The organism is Trichocoleus sp. FACHB-46, assembly GCF_014695385.1.
GTDB lineage: Bacteria > Cyanobacteriota > Cyanobacteriia > FACHB-46 > FACHB-46 > Trichocoleus.
Map to the genome: position 1 here is coordinate 171,575 of NZ_JACJOD010000024.1, position 16,545 is coordinate 188,119.

Annotated in this window: 13 protein-coding genes; 7 read left to right on the plus strand and 6 right to left on the minus strand. The window is 49.2% G+C overall.

Going from position 1 to position 16,545, the window contains the following annotated elements; all coding sequences use genetic code 11:
- Nucleotides 1-23 precede the first annotated feature (23 nt).
- Nucleotides 24-881, minus strand: coding sequence for a photosystem I biogenesis protein BtpA (gene btpA / locus H6F72_RS14700; RefSeq protein ID WP_190437025.1), 858 nt, complete (start codon nucleotides 879-881; stop codon nucleotides 24-26).
- A 277-nt stretch (nucleotides 882-1,158) separates the two neighbouring features.
- On the opposite strand from btpA, the gene H6F72_RS14705 reads away from it, so the two are divergent.
- The 3 genes from H6F72_RS14705 (at nucleotide 1,159) to H6F72_RS14715 (ending at nucleotide 4,434) form a co-directional block, all read left to right on the plus strand.
- A complete protein-coding gene (locus H6F72_RS14705) occupies nucleotides 1,159-1,305 on the plus strand; it encodes a hypothetical protein (RefSeq protein WP_190436846.1) in 147 nt (48 codons plus the stop codon).
- 5 nt (nucleotides 1,306-1,310) lie between these two features.
- The gene (rimO, locus tag H6F72_RS14710; protein ID WP_190436849.1) at nucleotides 1,311-2,627 is read left to right on the plus strand and encodes a 30S ribosomal protein S12 methylthiotransferase RimO; all 1,317 of its coding nucleotides are present in this window, start codon (nucleotides 1,311-1,313) and stop codon (nucleotides 2,625-2,627) included.
- Nucleotides 2,628-3,003: 376 nt separating this feature from the next.
- Nucleotides 3,004-4,434 carry a DEAD/DEAH box helicase gene (locus tag H6F72_RS14715; protein WP_190436852.1) on the plus strand — a complete coding sequence of 477 codons (1,431 nt, stop codon included), beginning with the start codon at nucleotides 3,004-3,006 and terminating at the stop codon, nucleotides 4,432-4,434.
- Between the two features lie 193 nt (nucleotides 4,435-4,627).
- On the opposite strand, the gene H6F72_RS14720 is transcribed toward H6F72_RS14715, so the two are convergent.
- Nucleotides 4,628-5,353, minus strand: coding sequence for a LuxR C-terminal-related transcriptional regulator (locus H6F72_RS14720; protein WP_190436854.1), 726 nt, complete (start codon nucleotides 5,351-5,353; stop codon nucleotides 4,628-4,630).
- A 95-nt stretch (nucleotides 5,354-5,448) separates the two neighbouring features.
- On the opposite strand from H6F72_RS14720, the gene H6F72_RS14725 reads away from it, so the two are divergent.
- Nucleotides 5,449-6,102 carry a DUF3386 domain-containing protein gene (locus H6F72_RS14725; protein WP_190436857.1) on the plus strand — a complete coding sequence of 218 codons (654 nt, stop codon included), beginning with the start codon at nucleotides 5,449-5,451 and terminating at the stop codon, nucleotides 6,100-6,102.
- A 174-nt stretch (nucleotides 6,103-6,276) separates the two neighbouring features.
- Here H6F72_RS14725 and aspS read toward each other — a convergent pair whose 3' ends face one another.
- The 3 genes from aspS to H6F72_RS14740 all read right to left on the minus strand — a co-directional run bounded on the left by aspS (nucleotide 6,277) and on the right by H6F72_RS14740 (nucleotide 10,584).
- Nucleotides 6,277-8,064 carry an aspartate--tRNA ligase gene (aspS, locus tag H6F72_RS14730; RefSeq protein WP_190436860.1) on the minus strand — a complete coding sequence of 596 codons (1,788 nt, stop codon included), beginning with the start codon at nucleotides 8,062-8,064 and terminating at the stop codon, nucleotides 6,277-6,279.
- Between the two features lie 337 nt (nucleotides 8,065-8,401).
- Complete coding sequence (locus H6F72_RS14735; protein WP_199295764.1) at nucleotides 8,402-8,845, minus strand: hypothetical protein; 444 nt, start codon at nucleotides 8,843-8,845, stop codon at nucleotides 8,402-8,404.
- Nucleotides 8,846-8,979: 134 nt separating this feature from the next.
- Nucleotides 8,980-10,584, minus strand: coding sequence for a glycosyltransferase family 39 protein (locus tag H6F72_RS14740; RefSeq protein WP_190436862.1), 1,605 nt, complete (start codon nucleotides 10,582-10,584; stop codon nucleotides 8,980-8,982).
- A 183-nt stretch (nucleotides 10,585-10,767) separates the two neighbouring features.
- On the opposite strand from H6F72_RS14740, the gene crcB reads away from it, so the two are divergent.
- Together crcB and mgtE are read left to right on the plus strand one after the other, a co-directional pair.
- Nucleotides 10,768-11,199 (plus strand): fluoride efflux transporter CrcB, encoded by a 432-nt coding sequence (crcB, locus tag H6F72_RS14745; protein ID WP_242016944.1) that lies wholly within the window; start codon nucleotides 10,768-10,770, stop codon nucleotides 11,197-11,199.
- 82 nt (nucleotides 11,200-11,281) lie between these two features.
- Nucleotides 11,282-12,673, plus strand: coding sequence for a magnesium transporter (gene mgtE / locus H6F72_RS14750; RefSeq protein WP_190436865.1), 1,392 nt, complete (start codon nucleotides 11,282-11,284; stop codon nucleotides 12,671-12,673).
- Between the two features lie 203 nt (nucleotides 12,674-12,876).
- Here mgtE and H6F72_RS14755 read toward each other — a convergent pair whose 3' ends face one another.
- Complete coding sequence (locus tag H6F72_RS14755) at nucleotides 12,877-13,791, minus strand: choice-of-anchor A family protein (protein WP_190436869.1); 915 nt, start codon at nucleotides 13,789-13,791, stop codon at nucleotides 12,877-12,879.
- A 665-nt stretch (nucleotides 13,792-14,456) separates the two neighbouring features.
- Here H6F72_RS14755 and H6F72_RS14760 point away from each other — a divergent pair.
- Nucleotides 14,457-16,538 carry a DICT sensory domain-containing protein gene (locus tag H6F72_RS14760; RefSeq protein WP_190436872.1) on the plus strand — a complete coding sequence of 694 codons (2,082 nt, stop codon included), beginning with the start codon at nucleotides 14,457-14,459 and terminating at the stop codon, nucleotides 16,536-16,538.
- The last annotated feature ends 7 nt before the right edge of the window (nucleotides 16,539-16,545 follow it).

Sequence of the window (16,545 nt, forward strand, 5' to 3'; positions counted from 1 at the left end):
CCACTCCAATGTTTATCAGAGTCCTATTCCGAATAAGAATGAGCTGTAACTGAAGGCATGGACTTGGCTTGCCCTTTCATCGCTAAACTGCGACGCATTGATTCCACAAAGCGGCTCACCCGAATTGGGTCTACTGGCTGTTCAATGCGACCATGCCTTTTTAGCGAGCTGGAGACAATCACCCCATCCGCTGCTTGAATCAAAGTCGGAATATTTTCCCAATCCGCACCACTACCAATAAATACAGGCGTGCCATTTGCTGCCGCAGTCGCCAGTTCCAAATCTTCTAGGCTAGGAGGACTGCCTGTGGACCAACCAGACAAAATCACCCCATCCGCTAAACCGCGCTCAATGGTTTCTTGCACCGCTGTGGTCAAATTAGGTGATCCCAGGGGTCGGGCGTGCTTCACCAATACATCTGCCAGGATTTTGACATTGCTGCCCAGTTCTCGACGATAGCGTAAGAGTTGATGCGCTTGCCCTTCGATCAGACCTTGATCTGTTGCCATCACCCCAGTCAAAACGTTGACGCGAATAAAGTGAGCTTGCACACAAGTCGCGATCGCCATTGCACTCTGAGCATCGTTACGCAAGACATTGATCCCGATGGGCACCGTCACCAGGTGCATCAGCCGTTGCACAATCAAGCTCATGGCACTCACCACCGCCGGATCAACTCGATCCTTGGCGAAGGGAGCATCAAAAAAGTTCTCAACGATAATGCCGTCTACGCCGCCTGATGCCAAAGCCGTGGCTTCCTGCTCGGCGCGATCGATCACAGCTTTGAGGCTCCCTCCCCAACGCGGCGAGGCTGGTAAAGGCAGCAAATGCACAACACCAATGATGGGATTAGCGGTTTTGAATATGTGATTTAAGTCCACTTGCTTCAAATATCTCGGACTCAGCGGCAAAGGTCAGATAATCAAAATGATAACTTCTTACCGCGCTTCTATTCGCCGCAAAAATTGATTCGCTAGATTACCTTTGACCCCACGCTTCTGTATTACAGACAAACTGTAAGCCTGTCTCAGACTTGCGATCGCTGTTGCAAAATTACTTTAATTAGCTTAGATAAGGCGGAAGTGAGCCTCAACCAGTTGCTAAGCACTAATCGTCATTGAAGCAGCTTAATATGTTGTAACCGTCAAATTGTGCGATATGATGAACATTCGTGCTTATTTAGCGATTGCAGTCAACGGCCTCCATCGGCAAGCAAACCAGCGGGGGTGGAAAGGCGATCGCAACACTCTTAACGACCTGACCTATCCCTGTCTCAACGCTTACTCAATACTTACCGAATTCTGAACTTCATGGGCAATAAGCCAACTATTTCCGTCGCACATTTAGGCTGCGAGAAAAATCGGATTGATACTGAACACATGCTCGGTCTGCTTGTGGAAGCAGGCTATCAAGTTGACACCAACGAAGATTTAGCTGATTACGTCATCGTCAACACTTGCAGTTTTATTCAAGCGGCGCGAGAAGAATCTGTCCGCACCATTGTGGAACTGACTGAAGCCAACAAGAAAGTGGTAATTACAGGCTGTATGGCACAGCATTTCCAGCAAGAACTGTTGGATGAGTTACCCGAAGCAGTCGCTTTAGTGGGTACAGGTGACTACAACAAAATAGTCAACGTGATTCAGCGGGTAGAAACAGGTGAGCGCGTCAAAGAAGTAACGGCAGAGCCGACTTACATTGCTGATGAAACCACGCCTCGTTACCGCACTACTACCGAGGGTGTAGCTTATCTGCGGGTGGCAGAGGGTTGCGATTACCGCTGTGCGTTCTGCATTATTCCGCACCTGAGAGGCAATCAGCGATCGCGCACCATTGAATCGATTGTGGCCGAGGCTGAGCAATTGGCGGCTGAAGGGGTGCAAGAGATTATCTTGATCTCTCAAATCACCACTAACTATGGTTTGGATATCTACGGCGAGCCGAAACTGGATGAACTGCTGCGGGCTTTAGGGAAAGTCAATGTGCCTTGGATTCGCATGCACTATGCCTATCCGACCGGGCTTACCCCCAAAGTTATTACCGCCATTCAAGAAACTGCTAACGTTCTGCCCTATCTAGATTTGCCGTTGCAACATTCTCACCCAGAAATTTTGCGGGCGATGAATCGCCCTTGGCAAGGTCGCGTCAACGATAGCATTATTGAGCGACTGAAAACTGCTCTTCCGGATGCGGTTCTACGCACCACCTTTATTGTCGGCTTCCCAGGGGAAACCGATGAGCATTTCGAGCACCTGTTGCAGTTCGTCGAGCGGCATGAATTTGATCACGTCGGTGTGTTTACTTTTTCAGCCGAAGAGGGCACTCCTGCCTATAGCCTGCCAAATCAAGTACCGCAAGCTATAATGGATCAGCGTCGTGATGCGTTGATGGCTCTTCAACAACCCATTTCCTTGAAGAAGAATCAAGCTGAGATCGGGAAAACCGTTAACGTTCTGATTGAGCAAGAAAATCCTGAAACTGGCGAGTTGGTTGGGCGTTCGGCTCGCTTTGCTCCAGAAGTTGACGGTGTTGTCTACGTTCAAGGCGAGGCAGCACTAGGAACCTTAGTTCCAGTTACGATTGCCGACGCTGATGTTTACGATCTTTATGGTTGCGTTGCACCCTAACAAAAATTAAGGTTGGACAATTTTGTCACTTAGGTCGTAAAATTTCTTAATATGACAGCTATTGACCAAGCGCTCATAAGCGCTGGTTAGTTACAAGAACCTTGGCAAGACCAGGTAGAGGGTTCTAGCCGCGAGTCTTTAATGGCAATGTACCTGTTTAGGAGGGTACAGCTTGCAAATTGCCGAAGTGGATAAAACCTTCTAGATCAATACGCTCAGTCTTTGGCAGGGTTCAAACGGCGGACGGCATCCCGTCGAAGCTCGTTGAGGGTGAAGTCGACTCGACTCCCTACGATACGAGAAAACTGCGACCAAGCTTTTCATGCTTGGGGCGGGAGTATGCCATGCGATTCATGACCCTTATTAACTAAACTGCATGACTCTTTCGTTTCAAAGTCTCGGCCTCTCTGAAGCCCGCGTTCAACATCTAGAAAAGATCGGTTTTACCACTCCCAGTGCAATTCAAGCCCAAGCCATTCCCCATCTGTTGGCAGGCCGTGACGTAGTAGGCCAAGCCCAGACGGGTACCGGTAAAACTGCTGCTTTCTCGCTGCCCATCCTAGAGCAGATTGATTTGAATGCTGTAGGGGTGCAGGCGTTGATCCTAACTCCCACTCGTGAGTTGGCTGTTCAAGTCAGCCAGGCCATTCGTACCTTTAATGATGAGCGACGACTGCACATCCTACCGATTTACGGTGGTCAAGCGATCGATCGCCAAATTATGCGCCTCAGACAAGGCGTACAGGTAGTGGTAGGAACTCCGGGACGAGTGTTAGATTTACTCGACCGTGGCGACCTCAAACTCAATCACCTGCGTTGGTTGGTGTTGGATGAAGCTGATGAAATGCTCAATATGGGCTTCATCGATGACGTGGAAAAAATCCTGACTCAGGTGCCCACAGAGCGTCATACTGCTTTCTTCTCGGCCACCATGCCCCCTTCGATTCGCAAGTTGGTCAACCGGTTCTTGCGATCGCCCATCACGGTCACGATTGAGCAGCCCAAAGCCGCTCCTTCTCGGATTAACCAAGTTGCTTACATGGTGCCCCGTGGCTGCACCAAAGCTAGAGCTTTGCAACCGATTCTGGAACTCGAAGATCCCGAATCCGCGCTGATCTTTGTGCGGACTCGTCGCGCTGCGGCGGAACTCACTAGCCAACTGCAAGGCGCAGGTCATAGCGTGGATGAATATCACGGTGACCTGAGCCAAAGCCAGCGGGAGCGCCTTCTACATCGCTTCCGGGAGACTCAAGTTCGTTGGGTTGTGGCTACCGACATTGCCGCTCGGGGTATCCACGTCGATGACCTGACTCATGTCATTAACTACGATTTGCCCGATAGCGTTGAGAACTATGTTCACCGGATTGGTCGGACAGGTCGTGCAGGCAAAGAAGGAACTGCAATCTCTCTGATTCAACCCCTGGATCGTCGCAAACTGCGCGATATTGAGCGTCACATCCGCCAATCTCTGGAAATTCGCTCGATCCCCACTCGGGCTATGATTGAAGCGCGTCACATTGAGAAGCTGCAAGCGCAATTGCGTGAAGCACTAGCTGGTGAGCGGATGGCTTCCTTCTTGCCTATCGTGGCGCAACTGGGTGAAGAGTACGACTCCCACGCGATCGCTGCTGCTGCCCTGCAAATGATTTACGATCGCAGTCGTCCTACTTGGATGCAATCTGAGGCTTATGAGGATATCGTGACTGACGACAAGCCTCGTCTCAACTCTGGTTCTAAGCCCAAGCCAGTTAAGAAAGTAATCAAGACTTCTCCTGCGCCTCAAGCCTCTGGTTCCAAAAACGGCTAATTTTCTCCGCGTTCAAACATAAATAGATTCCCCCCTTGTCCCAAGTTAGACAAGGGGGTTTCTTTTTTGAAGATTATCTCCACAAATTAACCCCGTAGCGTGTGTTAGGCGAAGCTGTAACGCACGGGCAAAGATGCGTGTGCTGGAGATCACGGCACCCTACGAATTATTTGGTATTGCTTGAACTGCTGATTCAGGGATTAAGGCTATCTCCTAAACGAGCCACCATTTCGGTGCGGGTAGAGACGTTGAGCTTTCGGAACATGCGTTTTAGGGCTTGTTTTACGGTGTTCTGAGTGATCCAGAGCTTTTCACCGATCTCTGCATTTGTCAGTCCTTGAGCCACTAGTTCCGCAATTTGTTGCTCCCGCTCGGTGAGGCGATCGCTAATAGATGGCTGCAAGCGAGGGAATGCTTGGGGTCGAAAAACGGCCAAACGAGCGGAGAGGTGCAAACATAGACCACTCAAGCTGGCTAAATCTTGTAAGTTAAACGCCGGGGCATCACTGGCACGCGTGAAGTAAGCGCCACCAATTAAGCGGCCATGATTGACGATCGGTCCCATCATCACATGCTCTTGGTCGTAGTAGGCGTAGCAATTTTGGTATAGCTCCGATTCTTTCCAATCGTTGCCCGCAAACACTACTCCTTCGTGAGTGGGCGCATGGTGCTCAAACACATAGCGCAACACGGGATCAGTGCTGCGACCAATTTTCTCGTAGCGCTGCACGAAAGCATCTACATTCGGGCCGCCTTGAATATCTACTTCTGCTGCTTGAGATTGCTCATTCAGCAGACACAAGCCCCAGCATTCGGCACCAAAATATTCACCTGCTTCTTTCATAAATAACAGGCGGAGCGCTTTTTCATCGGAGGCGGCAGCGATCGCTTGAAAGAAGTTATGGGGAGATTTGCCCATTAATCAAGGTGTACCCACTTGAGGTCTATGCAGTCTGAGTGCCTGCCTTCTATCTTAAGAATAAGAAACAAAAGCAGAAGACGTAGGAAAAACCCATGACAGTCGCACAAGTATCCGCTCCAGAGCTTTTTAGAGCTGCTTACGAAAATCGCTACACCTGGGATAAGAGCTTCCCTGGCTACACCGCTGATGTCACCCTAAAGCAAGACGATCAGGTATTTACTGGCAAAGCGCGAGTCAGCGCTGGCTTTAAGCCCGAAGTTGAAGGGATCGAGAACGAGGACGCCAAGCAGGCGATTCACGGCCAGTTGTTCGAAATTGCCATCCACCGGGTTCGCCGCACCTTTGAAGAAACCCACGGCAAGAACAGTTTCTCCTTTGGTAATACCGATGAGACGGGTGCTGTGGAAATTCTGATGGGGGGCAAGGCAGAAGGCGATCGCTATAAAGTGCGGGATAACGAGGTGTGCTTGGTGCACCGTCACATCCACGGCGTTGTAGTTACGATCAACACTTTCAGCAGCCACGACACGGGTGAAGGCTACCTGTCTCACCGCTATGATTCGGTTTACCACGATCCCCAAACGGGTGAGCAGAAAGGTGGCAAGAGCCTATTTGAAGATGAATACGAGAAGGTGGGTAACTTCTATATCCTGAGCCGTCGAGCAATTTCTACTGAAACCGATGGTCAGACTTCTGTTCAGGAGTTCCTTTTCTCAAATATTCAACTATTAGAAGCAACTGCCTAAGCAGTCACGTTAGGTTGAGGTCGGAAAGCCCAACCTACAAAAGCCACAGGAACAACAGATAGGGGCGGGCTGAGCAGAAAAGTGATTACTAAAATCAGCATTTTAAGCAAAACCCGCCCCTACCACTAATGCAATCGAACGACTGCAGGTAAACGGCTCCGTGAGCCTGACGCTTTAAGTTTTTGGTTTGTGGGTAGAGGCGACATGCAGCTCCTTGAGTTGCTTGTCATCCACACCCGAAGGCGCACTGGTTAGCAGACAACGAGCTTGTTGAGTTTTGGGGAAGGCGATCGCGTCTCGAATCGATTCTTCACCCGCCAACAACATCACCAAGCGATCCAAACCGTAGGCAATGCCACCATGAGGCGGAGTGCCGTACTCAAACGCTTCGATTAAGAAGCCAAACTTACTTTGAGCTTCCTCTTCAGGTAAACCAATGGTCTCGAAGACTTGGGCTTGCAAATCAGGTTGATAGATCCGCAGGCTACCACCCCCAACTTCAAAGCCGTTGAACACCAAGTCATAAGCTTGAGCGCGAGCTGTTTTTAAGTCATCACGGTCGTCTGGGTGGGGTGCGGTGAAGGGATGGTGTAGCGCTTCGAGGCGCTTCTCGTCAGCATTCCACTCAAACATGGGGAAATCGACGATCCAGAGCAGATTGATCTTTTCGGGATCAATTAGATTCAGTTCTTGGGCAATTACTTGGCGGAGGCGATCGAGGGTTTTGTTCACCAAGTCGGTTGGACCAGCGCCAAACAGCAACAAATCACCTGCTTTAGCGCCAGTACGGGCCAGTAACTCTTGCTTTTGCTCAGCAGTTAAGTTGTCCTTAATCGCGCCAATGGTGTCAATTTCGCCATCTTCGCGCACGCGGATGTAGGCCAAACCTTTAGCGCCCGCGTTGCAAGCTTCTTGGAATAAGTCACCACCGGGTTTAATCCGCACGTTGGAAATGGCATCGTTGCCGCCGGGGATTGGTAGAACTTTGACAATGCCGCCACTCGCGACTGCACCAGAGAACACTTTAAAGCCAGAATCCTTGACCAAATCAGAGACTTCCACTAGCTCCAGGTCGTACCGGGTGTCAGGCTTGTCAGAACCATAGCGATCCATCGCCTCTTTATAGGTCAGACGGGGAAAGGGTCTGGGTAGATCGATGCCTTTTATGGTCTTAAACAGATGGCAAACTAAGTCTTCGTTTAGAGTCAGAATTTCCTCTTGCGACATGAAACTCATTTCCATGTCCAGTTGAGTAAATTCAGGTTGGCGATCGGCCCGTAAATCTTCGTCCCGGAAGCAACGAGCCACTTGGTAGTAGCGATCGAACCCTGACACCATCAGCAATTGCTTGAACAACTGCGGTGACTGCGGCAGCGCGAACCAATCTCCGGGGTTGACGCGGCTGGGCACTAAGTAATCTCGTGCGCCTTCTGGGGTGGAGCGAGTCAGGATCGGCGTTTCAACTTCGATAAAATCTTTGGCATCTTCTAGATAGCGCCGCAATGTTTTGATGATTTCATGACGTAGCCGCAGATTGCGATTCATGCGATCGCGCCGCAAATCTAAGTAGCGATATTTCAGGCGCAAATCTTCTCGTACAGCCTCGTTGTCTGCCGTAGAAACCTGGAAGGGAAGTTGCTTGCGAACCGCATTCAACAGCTCGACCTGATCAGCGTAAATTTCAATTTCTCCCGTGGGCAGCCGAGGATTGAGCGAGTCATGAGGGCGGCGAGTCACCCGACCCGTGACTTGGATGACATACTCGTTGCGGAAATCACCCGCTGGCTCGTAAGAATTGGGGGTGCGTTCCGGATCGCTGACAATTTGGACAATGCCAGTGCGATCGCGTAGGTCTAGAAAGATCACCCCCCCGTGATCGCGGCGACGGTCTACCCATCCACACAGCGTGACAGTCTCTCCAATATTTTCTGCTCGGAGTTGGCCGCAATAATGGGTTCGCATAGCTAATGATTCAGAGTTCTTGCTTTTCAGAATTGATGAAATTGAAGTTGAGGCTCAGGAGAAGCTGCCAAAATCGCAGTACGTCCTAGGGATGTTTAGCGAAACCTTCCCATTATCCAGCATTTTGCTTGCGCTTCTATCACCGAGTCTGAGCTGAATGGGATGAAGGGGTTGTCTGGAGTGACCGAGGGTGGATAGCTCAATAAGATCTAGACCCTGTTCAACCCCATTCATAAAAGTAGGGGCACGAAAAAAACCGTACCCCCGAAATTTGCGGAATGTTGGACTGCCACGTAGCAATCCTATCGGTCATGCACCCAAGCCTGAACAGTTCGCTTTACTTAGGACGGGTAGCCATTAAGCTATTCCAAGCGAGTCTAGCTGCATCTGCAAGTTGAAAACCAACGGACTCAATTTCGCCTAGAATGACGTGCCAGCTTTTATCAGCTTCTTTCTGTAAGGTTTGAATCGTCTGCTCCAAGTGCTGGGGATCGATCATCAATTGGCTTTGTTCAACTGCTGTTCGCGCTTGGCGGACGGCGTTAAGGTAAGCATCACGGCTGAGATCCCCCGCAGATTGCACTTCCGCTTGAGCGCGCTTCCGAATGGCTGCGATCAACGCTTGAGTTTCGCGTTTAATTTCGTCATCTTCCTCAGTTAGTTCGACGGTCACGATCGCATCGGTTTGGGAATTGACCAGCGCCGTATTTTCGCCAGAAGTGGATGGAGGATGGATTTCGACAACGACGGTTTCTGCGTTCGTTGGTTCATCAGAACTCATAAAGGGCCTCCAAAGCGGGTAAGGCTAAGTAATTAGGATGGCTGACGCAATTAGTAATGATGCGACAAATCCAATCTAACCAGTTTGGCGAGATTTGGCAGGTAAACAGGACACAGAATCATCATGCAGCCAATTCATGATGCTCGGTCGTTGGGTACCTTGGGGCTGCTGTCTTGTTGTAAGTGCCAAAGATTTTGGACCCGTGGTACTCGCTGAGAATGGAATGCTTGTTGGGCTAATGTTTCTCGAAAATTTCGTGAAGGCTCTAGCAAAAAGACATCACTGAACTCTTGGATTACTTGCTGAGAAACGATCGGTTGCTGAGGTTCTAAGGTTAGTCGCAATTTTACGTCCGGTTCTAGAAGATGGCTCAAAGCAAGTACTTCACCAAAACTAGAATCGCTGATCACGAGGGAATGAGGAGACTGATTAATGACTCGTGCGATCGCTGGATTTGCATTGCTGCTGTATTTGTGCCACCAAGTGGTTGCCGACGTACTAGTAGCGCAAGAGATAATGCCAAGGCCCACCAGAATAGCTAATAGCGATCGCCAAAAGTAAGGGAAGTCGCTTTTAGGGGCGAAAATCTTGACACTTAACAAGTAAGTAACCCCAAGTTGAATGGCGATATAGCAAGGAATCAAATAGCGGTTGATCAGCGATCGCCGTCCTCCACCTATCAAATCCGGTGCTGTAAAAGCAAATAAGGTAACACCTAGTAACGTGACAATAAACAACCAAGTTGGCTTAGGAGCGTTACGGATCACGAAGTAAAGTGAGTAGGCCACTAGTACCAAAATTGGCAGTATCAGGTAAGTAAGCGGATTCTTTAAGCTAAACTGCACATCTAAAAATAAGCGACTGAGGTTTAAGGCCCAAATTTTAATAAAAGCTGACAAAGGAATAGGTGTGGCAGTCCAGCCTACTCCATCAATTTGCTTGAGGTATGGCAGCCAGGGTAGGAAACCGACAAAGGCTATGAGAGAACTAGCTAAGTAAGCTTTCCAAGTTTTGTTCAGCCGCCAACCCTGGGTAAGCAAGACGTAGAGTCCATGACTCACAACGACTAATCCTTGGAGGATGCATGTGTAGAATCCAAGGACGATGGTGAGGCTATATACTCCCCAACTTACTTTGGTTTGCTGTCTTAAAGCACTGAGTAGAGCGGCACTGCAGAGCACAACTATTGCGGTCCATAAGCTATACTCCCTGGCTTCCTGGGCATAAAGCACATGAAAGGGAGATACGGCAAATAAGGCGATCGCAGTCCAGCCTGGAACTGCTGAGCCAAACAATTCTCGACAAAACCAATAAAGACTTGGAAAGATTAATAAACTTAGAAACGCAGATAAACTTCTTAAGGTTGCAGTGGAAGTGCCAAATATCTTGAGCCAAAACCAACCTAGCAAATAATAAAGTGGTGGATGCTGAGGATCATTTGTTGCAAGTTGTTTGACAGTATCTAAAGCGTTTCTGTCAGGGCTAGGGAATTGATATTTGGAGATATCACTAGCTCTAAGAGTTTGACCATTAAAAATGTTTGCAATTATTTCAGTTCGAGAGTGACCTGAAAGCCAAAGCGAAGTGTAAGCCTCATCTTTCCAATAAACTTTTTGTCCTAAATTGACAAATCGGAAGCAAATGCCTAGCACTAGCAAAAAAATACACAAAAATTTTAGCCAGTGAGAAACTGTGCTTGAGTTTGCCCATGCCTGTTTGGTAAAAGGTTTAGCGTTCATTGAGGAGTATTGGATGAAAAAGAACAAAATTGAATCTGAATTTGCTCGTTATTTCTGTAACAAAGATGACGGAGTTGAGCTTTAAAGGTTAGATATGGTGCTGACGCAGGTTTGCTCTGACTGCACACATCCTAATCCTTGTTAAGTGTTTTGCTTCCTTAATAGGCTGACCCGAGAATAGTGTTGACACGAGCGTTGTACTTTATGGGGTTGTTAGTGTTTCAAGACCCTGCACTTCGAACTCCGATCGCAATTAGTTTAGGTGCGATTGCGGGGGCTCTCAGCCGTTACTACTTGACAGTTTGGTTTACCCAACGCTTTGGCACGAGCTTTCCTTATGGAACGTTTGTCATTAATCTAACGGGTTGCTTGGGCATGGGATTTTTCTCGACTCTGGTTTTAGAGCGGATTGTTGCCATTTCCTCCGAGCTGCGCTTGTTAGTGGCCACTGGGTTTCTCGGTGCCTACACCACCTTTTCTACCTATGGTTTGGAGACGGTAAGCTTATTGCGGAACCAGAATCTGTGGTACGCGGGTTTGTATGGGGTGGGTAGTGCCGTGCTGGGAGTGGTCAGCATTCAGCTAGGTACAATTTTGGCTCGTGGGCTGAAGTAGAAGCAGGCTATACCGATTGCCTACCACTGACCCGTAGACTGAAGGTAGCAAGTGACGTACTCCTAAGTTGAGGAAATCCGCCTTGACTGAATATCTCTCCTCTCCGTTGCCATCTACTTCGCGAACCGAACTTCGACAGTTGGTGCGATCGCAACTCCAAGCCCTGCTAGAACAAGGAAATTTGCCAGGGGCCAAAGCGTTGTTGGTGCCTGTGCAAGCCCCTGATGCTGCCGAGGCGATCGAGGGTTTACCTGAAACCCTGCAAGTGATCGCCTTTCGCTTATTACCCAAAGGTGAGGCAATCGAAGTTTATGAGTATCTAGATTCTTCGGTGCAGCAAGCTCTAGTTCAGGAGTTTAAGCGTCAGGAAGTCTTAGACATTGTCGATAAAATGTCTCCTGATGATCGAGTGCGCTTGTTCGATGAATTACCCGCTAAGATTGTCACTCGCCTGCTGGAGCAGTTAAGTCCTTTAGAGCGCCAATCCACTGCTTTGCTATTGGGTTACGAACCAGGCACAGCAGGGCGAATTATGACACCTGAGTATATTTCCTTAAAAGAAAGCTTTACGGTCTTCCAAGCCTTAGAGCGAATTCGCAGTCTTGCCAAATATACTGAGACAATTTATTACCTTTATGTAACGGATGCAGCCCGCTGTTTGACAGGCACTCTGTCACTGCGAGAATTGGTAGTGGCACAACCCCAACAAACGATTGGGGAGATTATGACTCGCGATGCGCTCTCTGTACAGACAGATACAGACCAAGAAGAAGTGGCTCGACTGATTCAACGCTACGACTTCTTGGCGGTTCCCGTGGTAGATACGGAGCGGCGGCTGGTAGGGATTGTTACGGTCGATGATGTGCTCGACATTTTGGAGCAAGAGACGACCGAAGACATCTACGCGCTAGGTGGCGTGCAGTCGGATGGCGACAACTATTTCCAAACTAATTTGTTTACCGTAGCGCGGCGACGAGTTGTCTGGCTCTTTGTCCTGCTGCTCACGAATACGGTGACTGGCACGATTATTAAAGCGCAAGAAGAACTGTTGCAGCAGGTAGTAACGTTGGCGGCCTTTATTCCCTTACTCACAGGCACTGGGGGCAACGTCGGGGCTCAGTCTTCTACGGTGGTGATTCGAGGCTTGAATACAGAGGATATTCGGCTGAAAGAAGCGCTACGAATTATTCGGCGGGAGGCGATCGCAGGGATTTTACTCGGCCTAATTTTGGGGAGCATCACGATCGTCTGGGCCTATTTTCTCCAGGGCAACTTAATGGTCGCCATAGCGGTAGGGATCAGTTTGCTCGCGATCGCGCTATTGGCTTCCGTGTCTGGCTCGGCTCTACCCTTTCTGTTTCGTTCTCTAGGGCTTGATCCAGCTCTGATGTCAGCTCCTTTCATTACTACTGCCGTAGACGTACTAGGCGTACTGATCTACTTCAGTTTGGCGCGGCTAATTTTGCGGCTGTAGAGTGTGCCCGTCAGTAAAGACAAAATAAAAATGAAGGCTGGGTTAGCAAGCCTTCACTTAAATCTCAAGTATTCATGACTATCAACCTTGCAACAAACAGCTCCTGGCTATAAGCTTCCGACTATAAACTAAAGACATCTCAGTTCTCAATCAAATCCACCAGGCAGGCTCTAGTTCGGAGCTGTTGTTTAACAGGTTTGTATCTATGCAGCCTGCTTGGTTTTCCGACGAGATGCTGCTAAAGCCGCAGCAGCGAAACCTAAACCAGCTAAGGTCGCAGGCTCAGGAACACTAGCAGGGGGCTGTTCAACTGGAGGACGACCCACATGGTTGAACTGGCCAGTGCCAGTTAAGCCAGCCGCAACCAGTGTGCCATTCATTTGACCATTATTAAACTCAAACTTGGCTTTGGGAGCTAGGATGCTACCTTCAATTCCTACCGCAGAAGCCGTAATGTTGGTTGCTTCAAAGAAGTTGAATAGAATATTTTGCTTGTCAACGCCTTTTAGCGAGAAACCAAAATTCTGGAAGGAAACATTTTTACCGCTGACGTTAACAATGAAGTTACCGGAGCCTTCGAAGCTCAAACCTTTAGCGTTTGCTAAATCGGTGCCTTTCAAATCAAAGACATTGGTAGAGCCTGTGCCCGCTAGATTAATTCCGCCCCAGGATGTCACTTCTGCATCAGTTGCAGAGCTAGACAAATAGGATTGCGACAAATTCACTAGAGATTGACCCGCTTTGCCAAAGTCGATGGGGTTGCCTGACTTCAGTGCACCACCTTGGAAGTCAACGCTAGTTAGATTTGCGGTGCCACCTACAACGGCATTGCCGTACACTGTGCCATTTTTGAAGTCAAGATCGTCACCCACTACTAGGGCATCGCCACCTTGGTCCTTAAGGCCAACACTGTAGTTACGTAGGGTAGCATCGCCAGCGATCGCCATTTTGCCTTCAGTGTCTGAATCTAGATTCACATCACCCAAAACAAAAACGTTATATCCGGTTGCAGCACCTAAGTTGACGGTAGCAGCACTGACCTGGGTAGAAAAGCCAAGAACTGCAGTGGCTCCTGCAGCCACTACGGGCACCCATGAGAAGAAAGCTTTAGTGTTCATAGCGGTGGACTACGAAAGGTTACGTAAGTTACAAACTCATCCTATTCAGGGAATCTACGGAAAACAATCTCAAAAAACGGTTGTCTATACACTCTTTATAAACAAACGTTGTTTTATAAAGCTGATATAAAAAATGCTGGCCTTTAGAGCTTGTGATATTGCTAGATATACGGTGATATAAGGATTTTCGGGATTCTGGTAGAGAAAAATAGCTTATAAATGCCTCTATTTTATTAATTAATGTACTTAACCAAACTTGGCTAAAAAGCGAGTTATTTTGCTTTTTGAATTTGAATTCTTTCTAACACTTTGGGCGTACTTCTTAAGAAGGAGTAAACAAAAACTTAGATAAGCTGGCGATCGCTGAGTGGATAGAGTTTAATGGCTATTCAGAGAGCGAAGGGCGAATTTTGCCCGGCTAGCTAGCGCTCAACTTGCGATCGCTCAGTCAAAATAGGAAAGAAAACTTTCGATAACCGCTAACACCTAATCCTGATTAAGATAGGTTGTGGTCGGTGGCATAAGTGCTGGGTTGCCAGTTGAGCCTTTGCCGCAGCCTGAGCGCTAGATTGCCTCTCTAGAGCTATAGCGTAGGAATTAGGCGCAGTCTATCTCAATACCGCTCTCCCGTGGATTGTGTCCCGCCTGGACTGATAAAAACCTGAATGAGTACCCATACTTCCGTGCTGGAAGCTCTGCTACAAGCCCTGCCTGAACTAAGACCGCAACTATACTTCAAGTCCTCCTTGACAGCGTTGTCTCATGCAATGGAAGACCAAGTTTTGGCGGGAACCGAACGGCCCTTGGTGATTGCTAGCTTCCAGCGAGAGCGTTTCTATCGGCAGGAAGCACATCGTTATCTACGGATTGCTGAGCGCACCAATCAGGTCTATGTCTTAGCAGCGCCCGAAACCGATTTTGCCAATCGTTCAGGCAGTTACGAAACCATCGCTTTTGAGCCGCCCGATCAACTGACCCATGAGTGGCATTTGGTGGTAATTGGGCAGCAGTATGCTAGCTGTTTGGTTTGTCGCGAGCGTGAAAGCCCGACTACCAATCCAATCAGGCTCCGGCGAGATGCGCTACCGCCACCAGAGCAACCCGCGATGGATCAAACCCGGCGCTTTGAAGGGGTGTGGACCTTTGACCGTCAAGTGACCTGCCAAGCGGCTGAACTCCTGCTAGATCGAGTGTTAGAGTATCGACCTGAATTAGCAGACAAAGTAGCGCAAGCCAAAGCTGAATTTTTGGGTAAAAAGCCGTCTGGGTTGCAAGGGATTGACCCTGACCCCTTTGTCGAGCGGCTGTTGACCTATCTGCAAGCGGGCCAGTACAAATTGCTCAAAACCTATCGCTCGATCGCGGCTCAGGAACGCAAAGAGCGGTTGGTTAACTCGATCAGTTCAGCCATTCGGCGATCGCTCAACCCAGACGAAATCTTCAAAGTAGCAGTGCAGGAACTAGGGCAAACCCTCCGCGTTTGTCGCTGCCTAATGTATCGCTGTCGCGCCACAGATGCGACAGCTACAATTCAGTATGAGTTTCTCAGTCCCAATGCCATTTGTGCCGACTCAGCGGTAGATGGGGCAACAGCTACAGCAGCGATTACCGCGCCTTCTCTAAATGGCCAACCTTGGCCGCTGCAAAACAATCCTTTATTTCAGGAAATTGCTCAGAAGGGCGAGTTGATCCACATTGAAGATACGACTAAGGATGCCCGCATCACTGGCAACGCAGACTTGAAGGCACTAAGCGATCGCTGGCAGATTCGTTCTTGGCTGATGGTGCCCCTGCTGTATCAAGATCGCTTGATGGGCATGGTAGAACTGCATCACTGCGGCGCGTTACCTCATCGCTGGGCCGATGATGAGTTGTCTTTAGTAGAGGCGATCGCCACCCAAGTGGGAGTGGCCTTGATTCAAGCGGAAGCCTACGCCAACTTAGAAGATTTAAACCAACAGCTCGAAGCATTCGATCGCACCCGTAGCAACTTAATTGCCATCACAGGGCACGAACTCCGCACTCCCCTTTCCACGATTCAAGTGTGCCTAGAAAGCCTGGCTAGCGAGCCCGATATGCCGTTGGAACTGCGGCAAGTCATGCTCAGCACCGCCTTAAGCGATGCAGAGCGCATGCGTAAACTGGTACAAGATTTTCTCACCCTCTCGCGCTTAGAGAGTGGACGAGTGCAGTGGAACTTAGAACCGCTGCCTTTGCAGGAATGTGTAGATCTAGCTCTGAGCAGCATTCATTCTCGGCAATCTCAAGAACAGTTGCCCCAGATTGCGGCCCAAGTGCCTCCAGAATTACCGTTGGTACGAGCCGATGGTGAATGGTTAGTTGAGGTACTCTCGAAACTGCTGGAAAACGCTTGCAAATTTACTGAGCCTGAAGGCCAAGTCACCATTGAAGCTCGCCGGAATGGTAGACAAATGCTAGAGGTAACGATTACGGATACAGGCCGAGGCATTGAACCGAATCGGCTGGAAGCGGTGTTCGATCGCTTCTATCAAGAGGAAGGGGCCTTGCGCCGCACCACAGGAGGCACAGGTTTAGGCTTAGCCATTTGCCGCCAAATTATTACGGGTTTAGGGGGGCAGATCTGGGCGGAATCAGCCGGAAGAGATCAAGGCAGTCGTTTCCACTTCACGATTCCGATTAGTCGAGAAGGACGAGAGACGCGATCGCCTAATGTCCAAACGGGCAATTCCAAGATGCGGCATAAGCGGATCACTACGCGTCCTTAAAAATTTA

What these genes read in the sequence shown, in the direction of transcription:
- H6F72_RS14705 (WP_190436846.1), top strand. Translation starts at nt 1,159, where the DNA reads ATGATGAACATTCGTGCTTATTTAGCGATTGCAGTCAACGGCCTCCAT.
- rimO (WP_190436849.1), top strand. Translation starts at nt 1,311, where the DNA reads ATGGGCAATAAGCCAACTATTTCCGTCGCACATTTAGGCTGCGAGAAA.
- H6F72_RS14715 (WP_190436852.1), top strand. Translation starts at nt 3,004, where the DNA reads ATGACTCTTTCGTTTCAAAGTCTCGGCCTCTCTGAAGCCCGCGTTCAA.
- H6F72_RS14720 (WP_190436854.1), bottom strand. Translation starts at nt 5,353, where the DNA reads ATGGGCAAATCTCCCCATAACTTCTTTCAAGCGATCGCTGCCGCCTCC.
- H6F72_RS14725 (WP_190436857.1), top strand. Translation starts at nt 5,449, where the DNA reads ATGACAGTCGCACAAGTATCCGCTCCAGAGCTTTTTAGAGCTGCTTAC.
- aspS (WP_190436860.1), bottom strand. Translation starts at nt 8,064, where the DNA reads ATGCGAACCCATTATTGCGGCCAACTCCGAGCAGAAAATATTGGAGAG.
- H6F72_RS14735 (WP_199295764.1), bottom strand. Translation starts at nt 8,845, where the DNA reads ATGAGTTCTGATGAACCAACGAACGCAGAAACCGTCGTTGTCGAAATC.
- H6F72_RS14740 (WP_190436862.1), bottom strand. Translation starts at nt 10,584, where the DNA reads ATGAACGCTAAACCTTTTACCAAACAGGCATGGGCAAACTCAAGCACA.
- H6F72_RS14755 (WP_190436869.1), bottom strand. Translation starts at nt 13,791, where the DNA reads ATGAACACTAAAGCTTTCTTCTCATGGGTGCCCGTAGTGGCTGCAGGA.
- H6F72_RS14760 (WP_190436872.1), top strand. Translation starts at nt 14,457, where the DNA reads ATGAGTACCCATACTTCCGTGCTGGAAGCTCTGCTACAAGCCCTGCCT.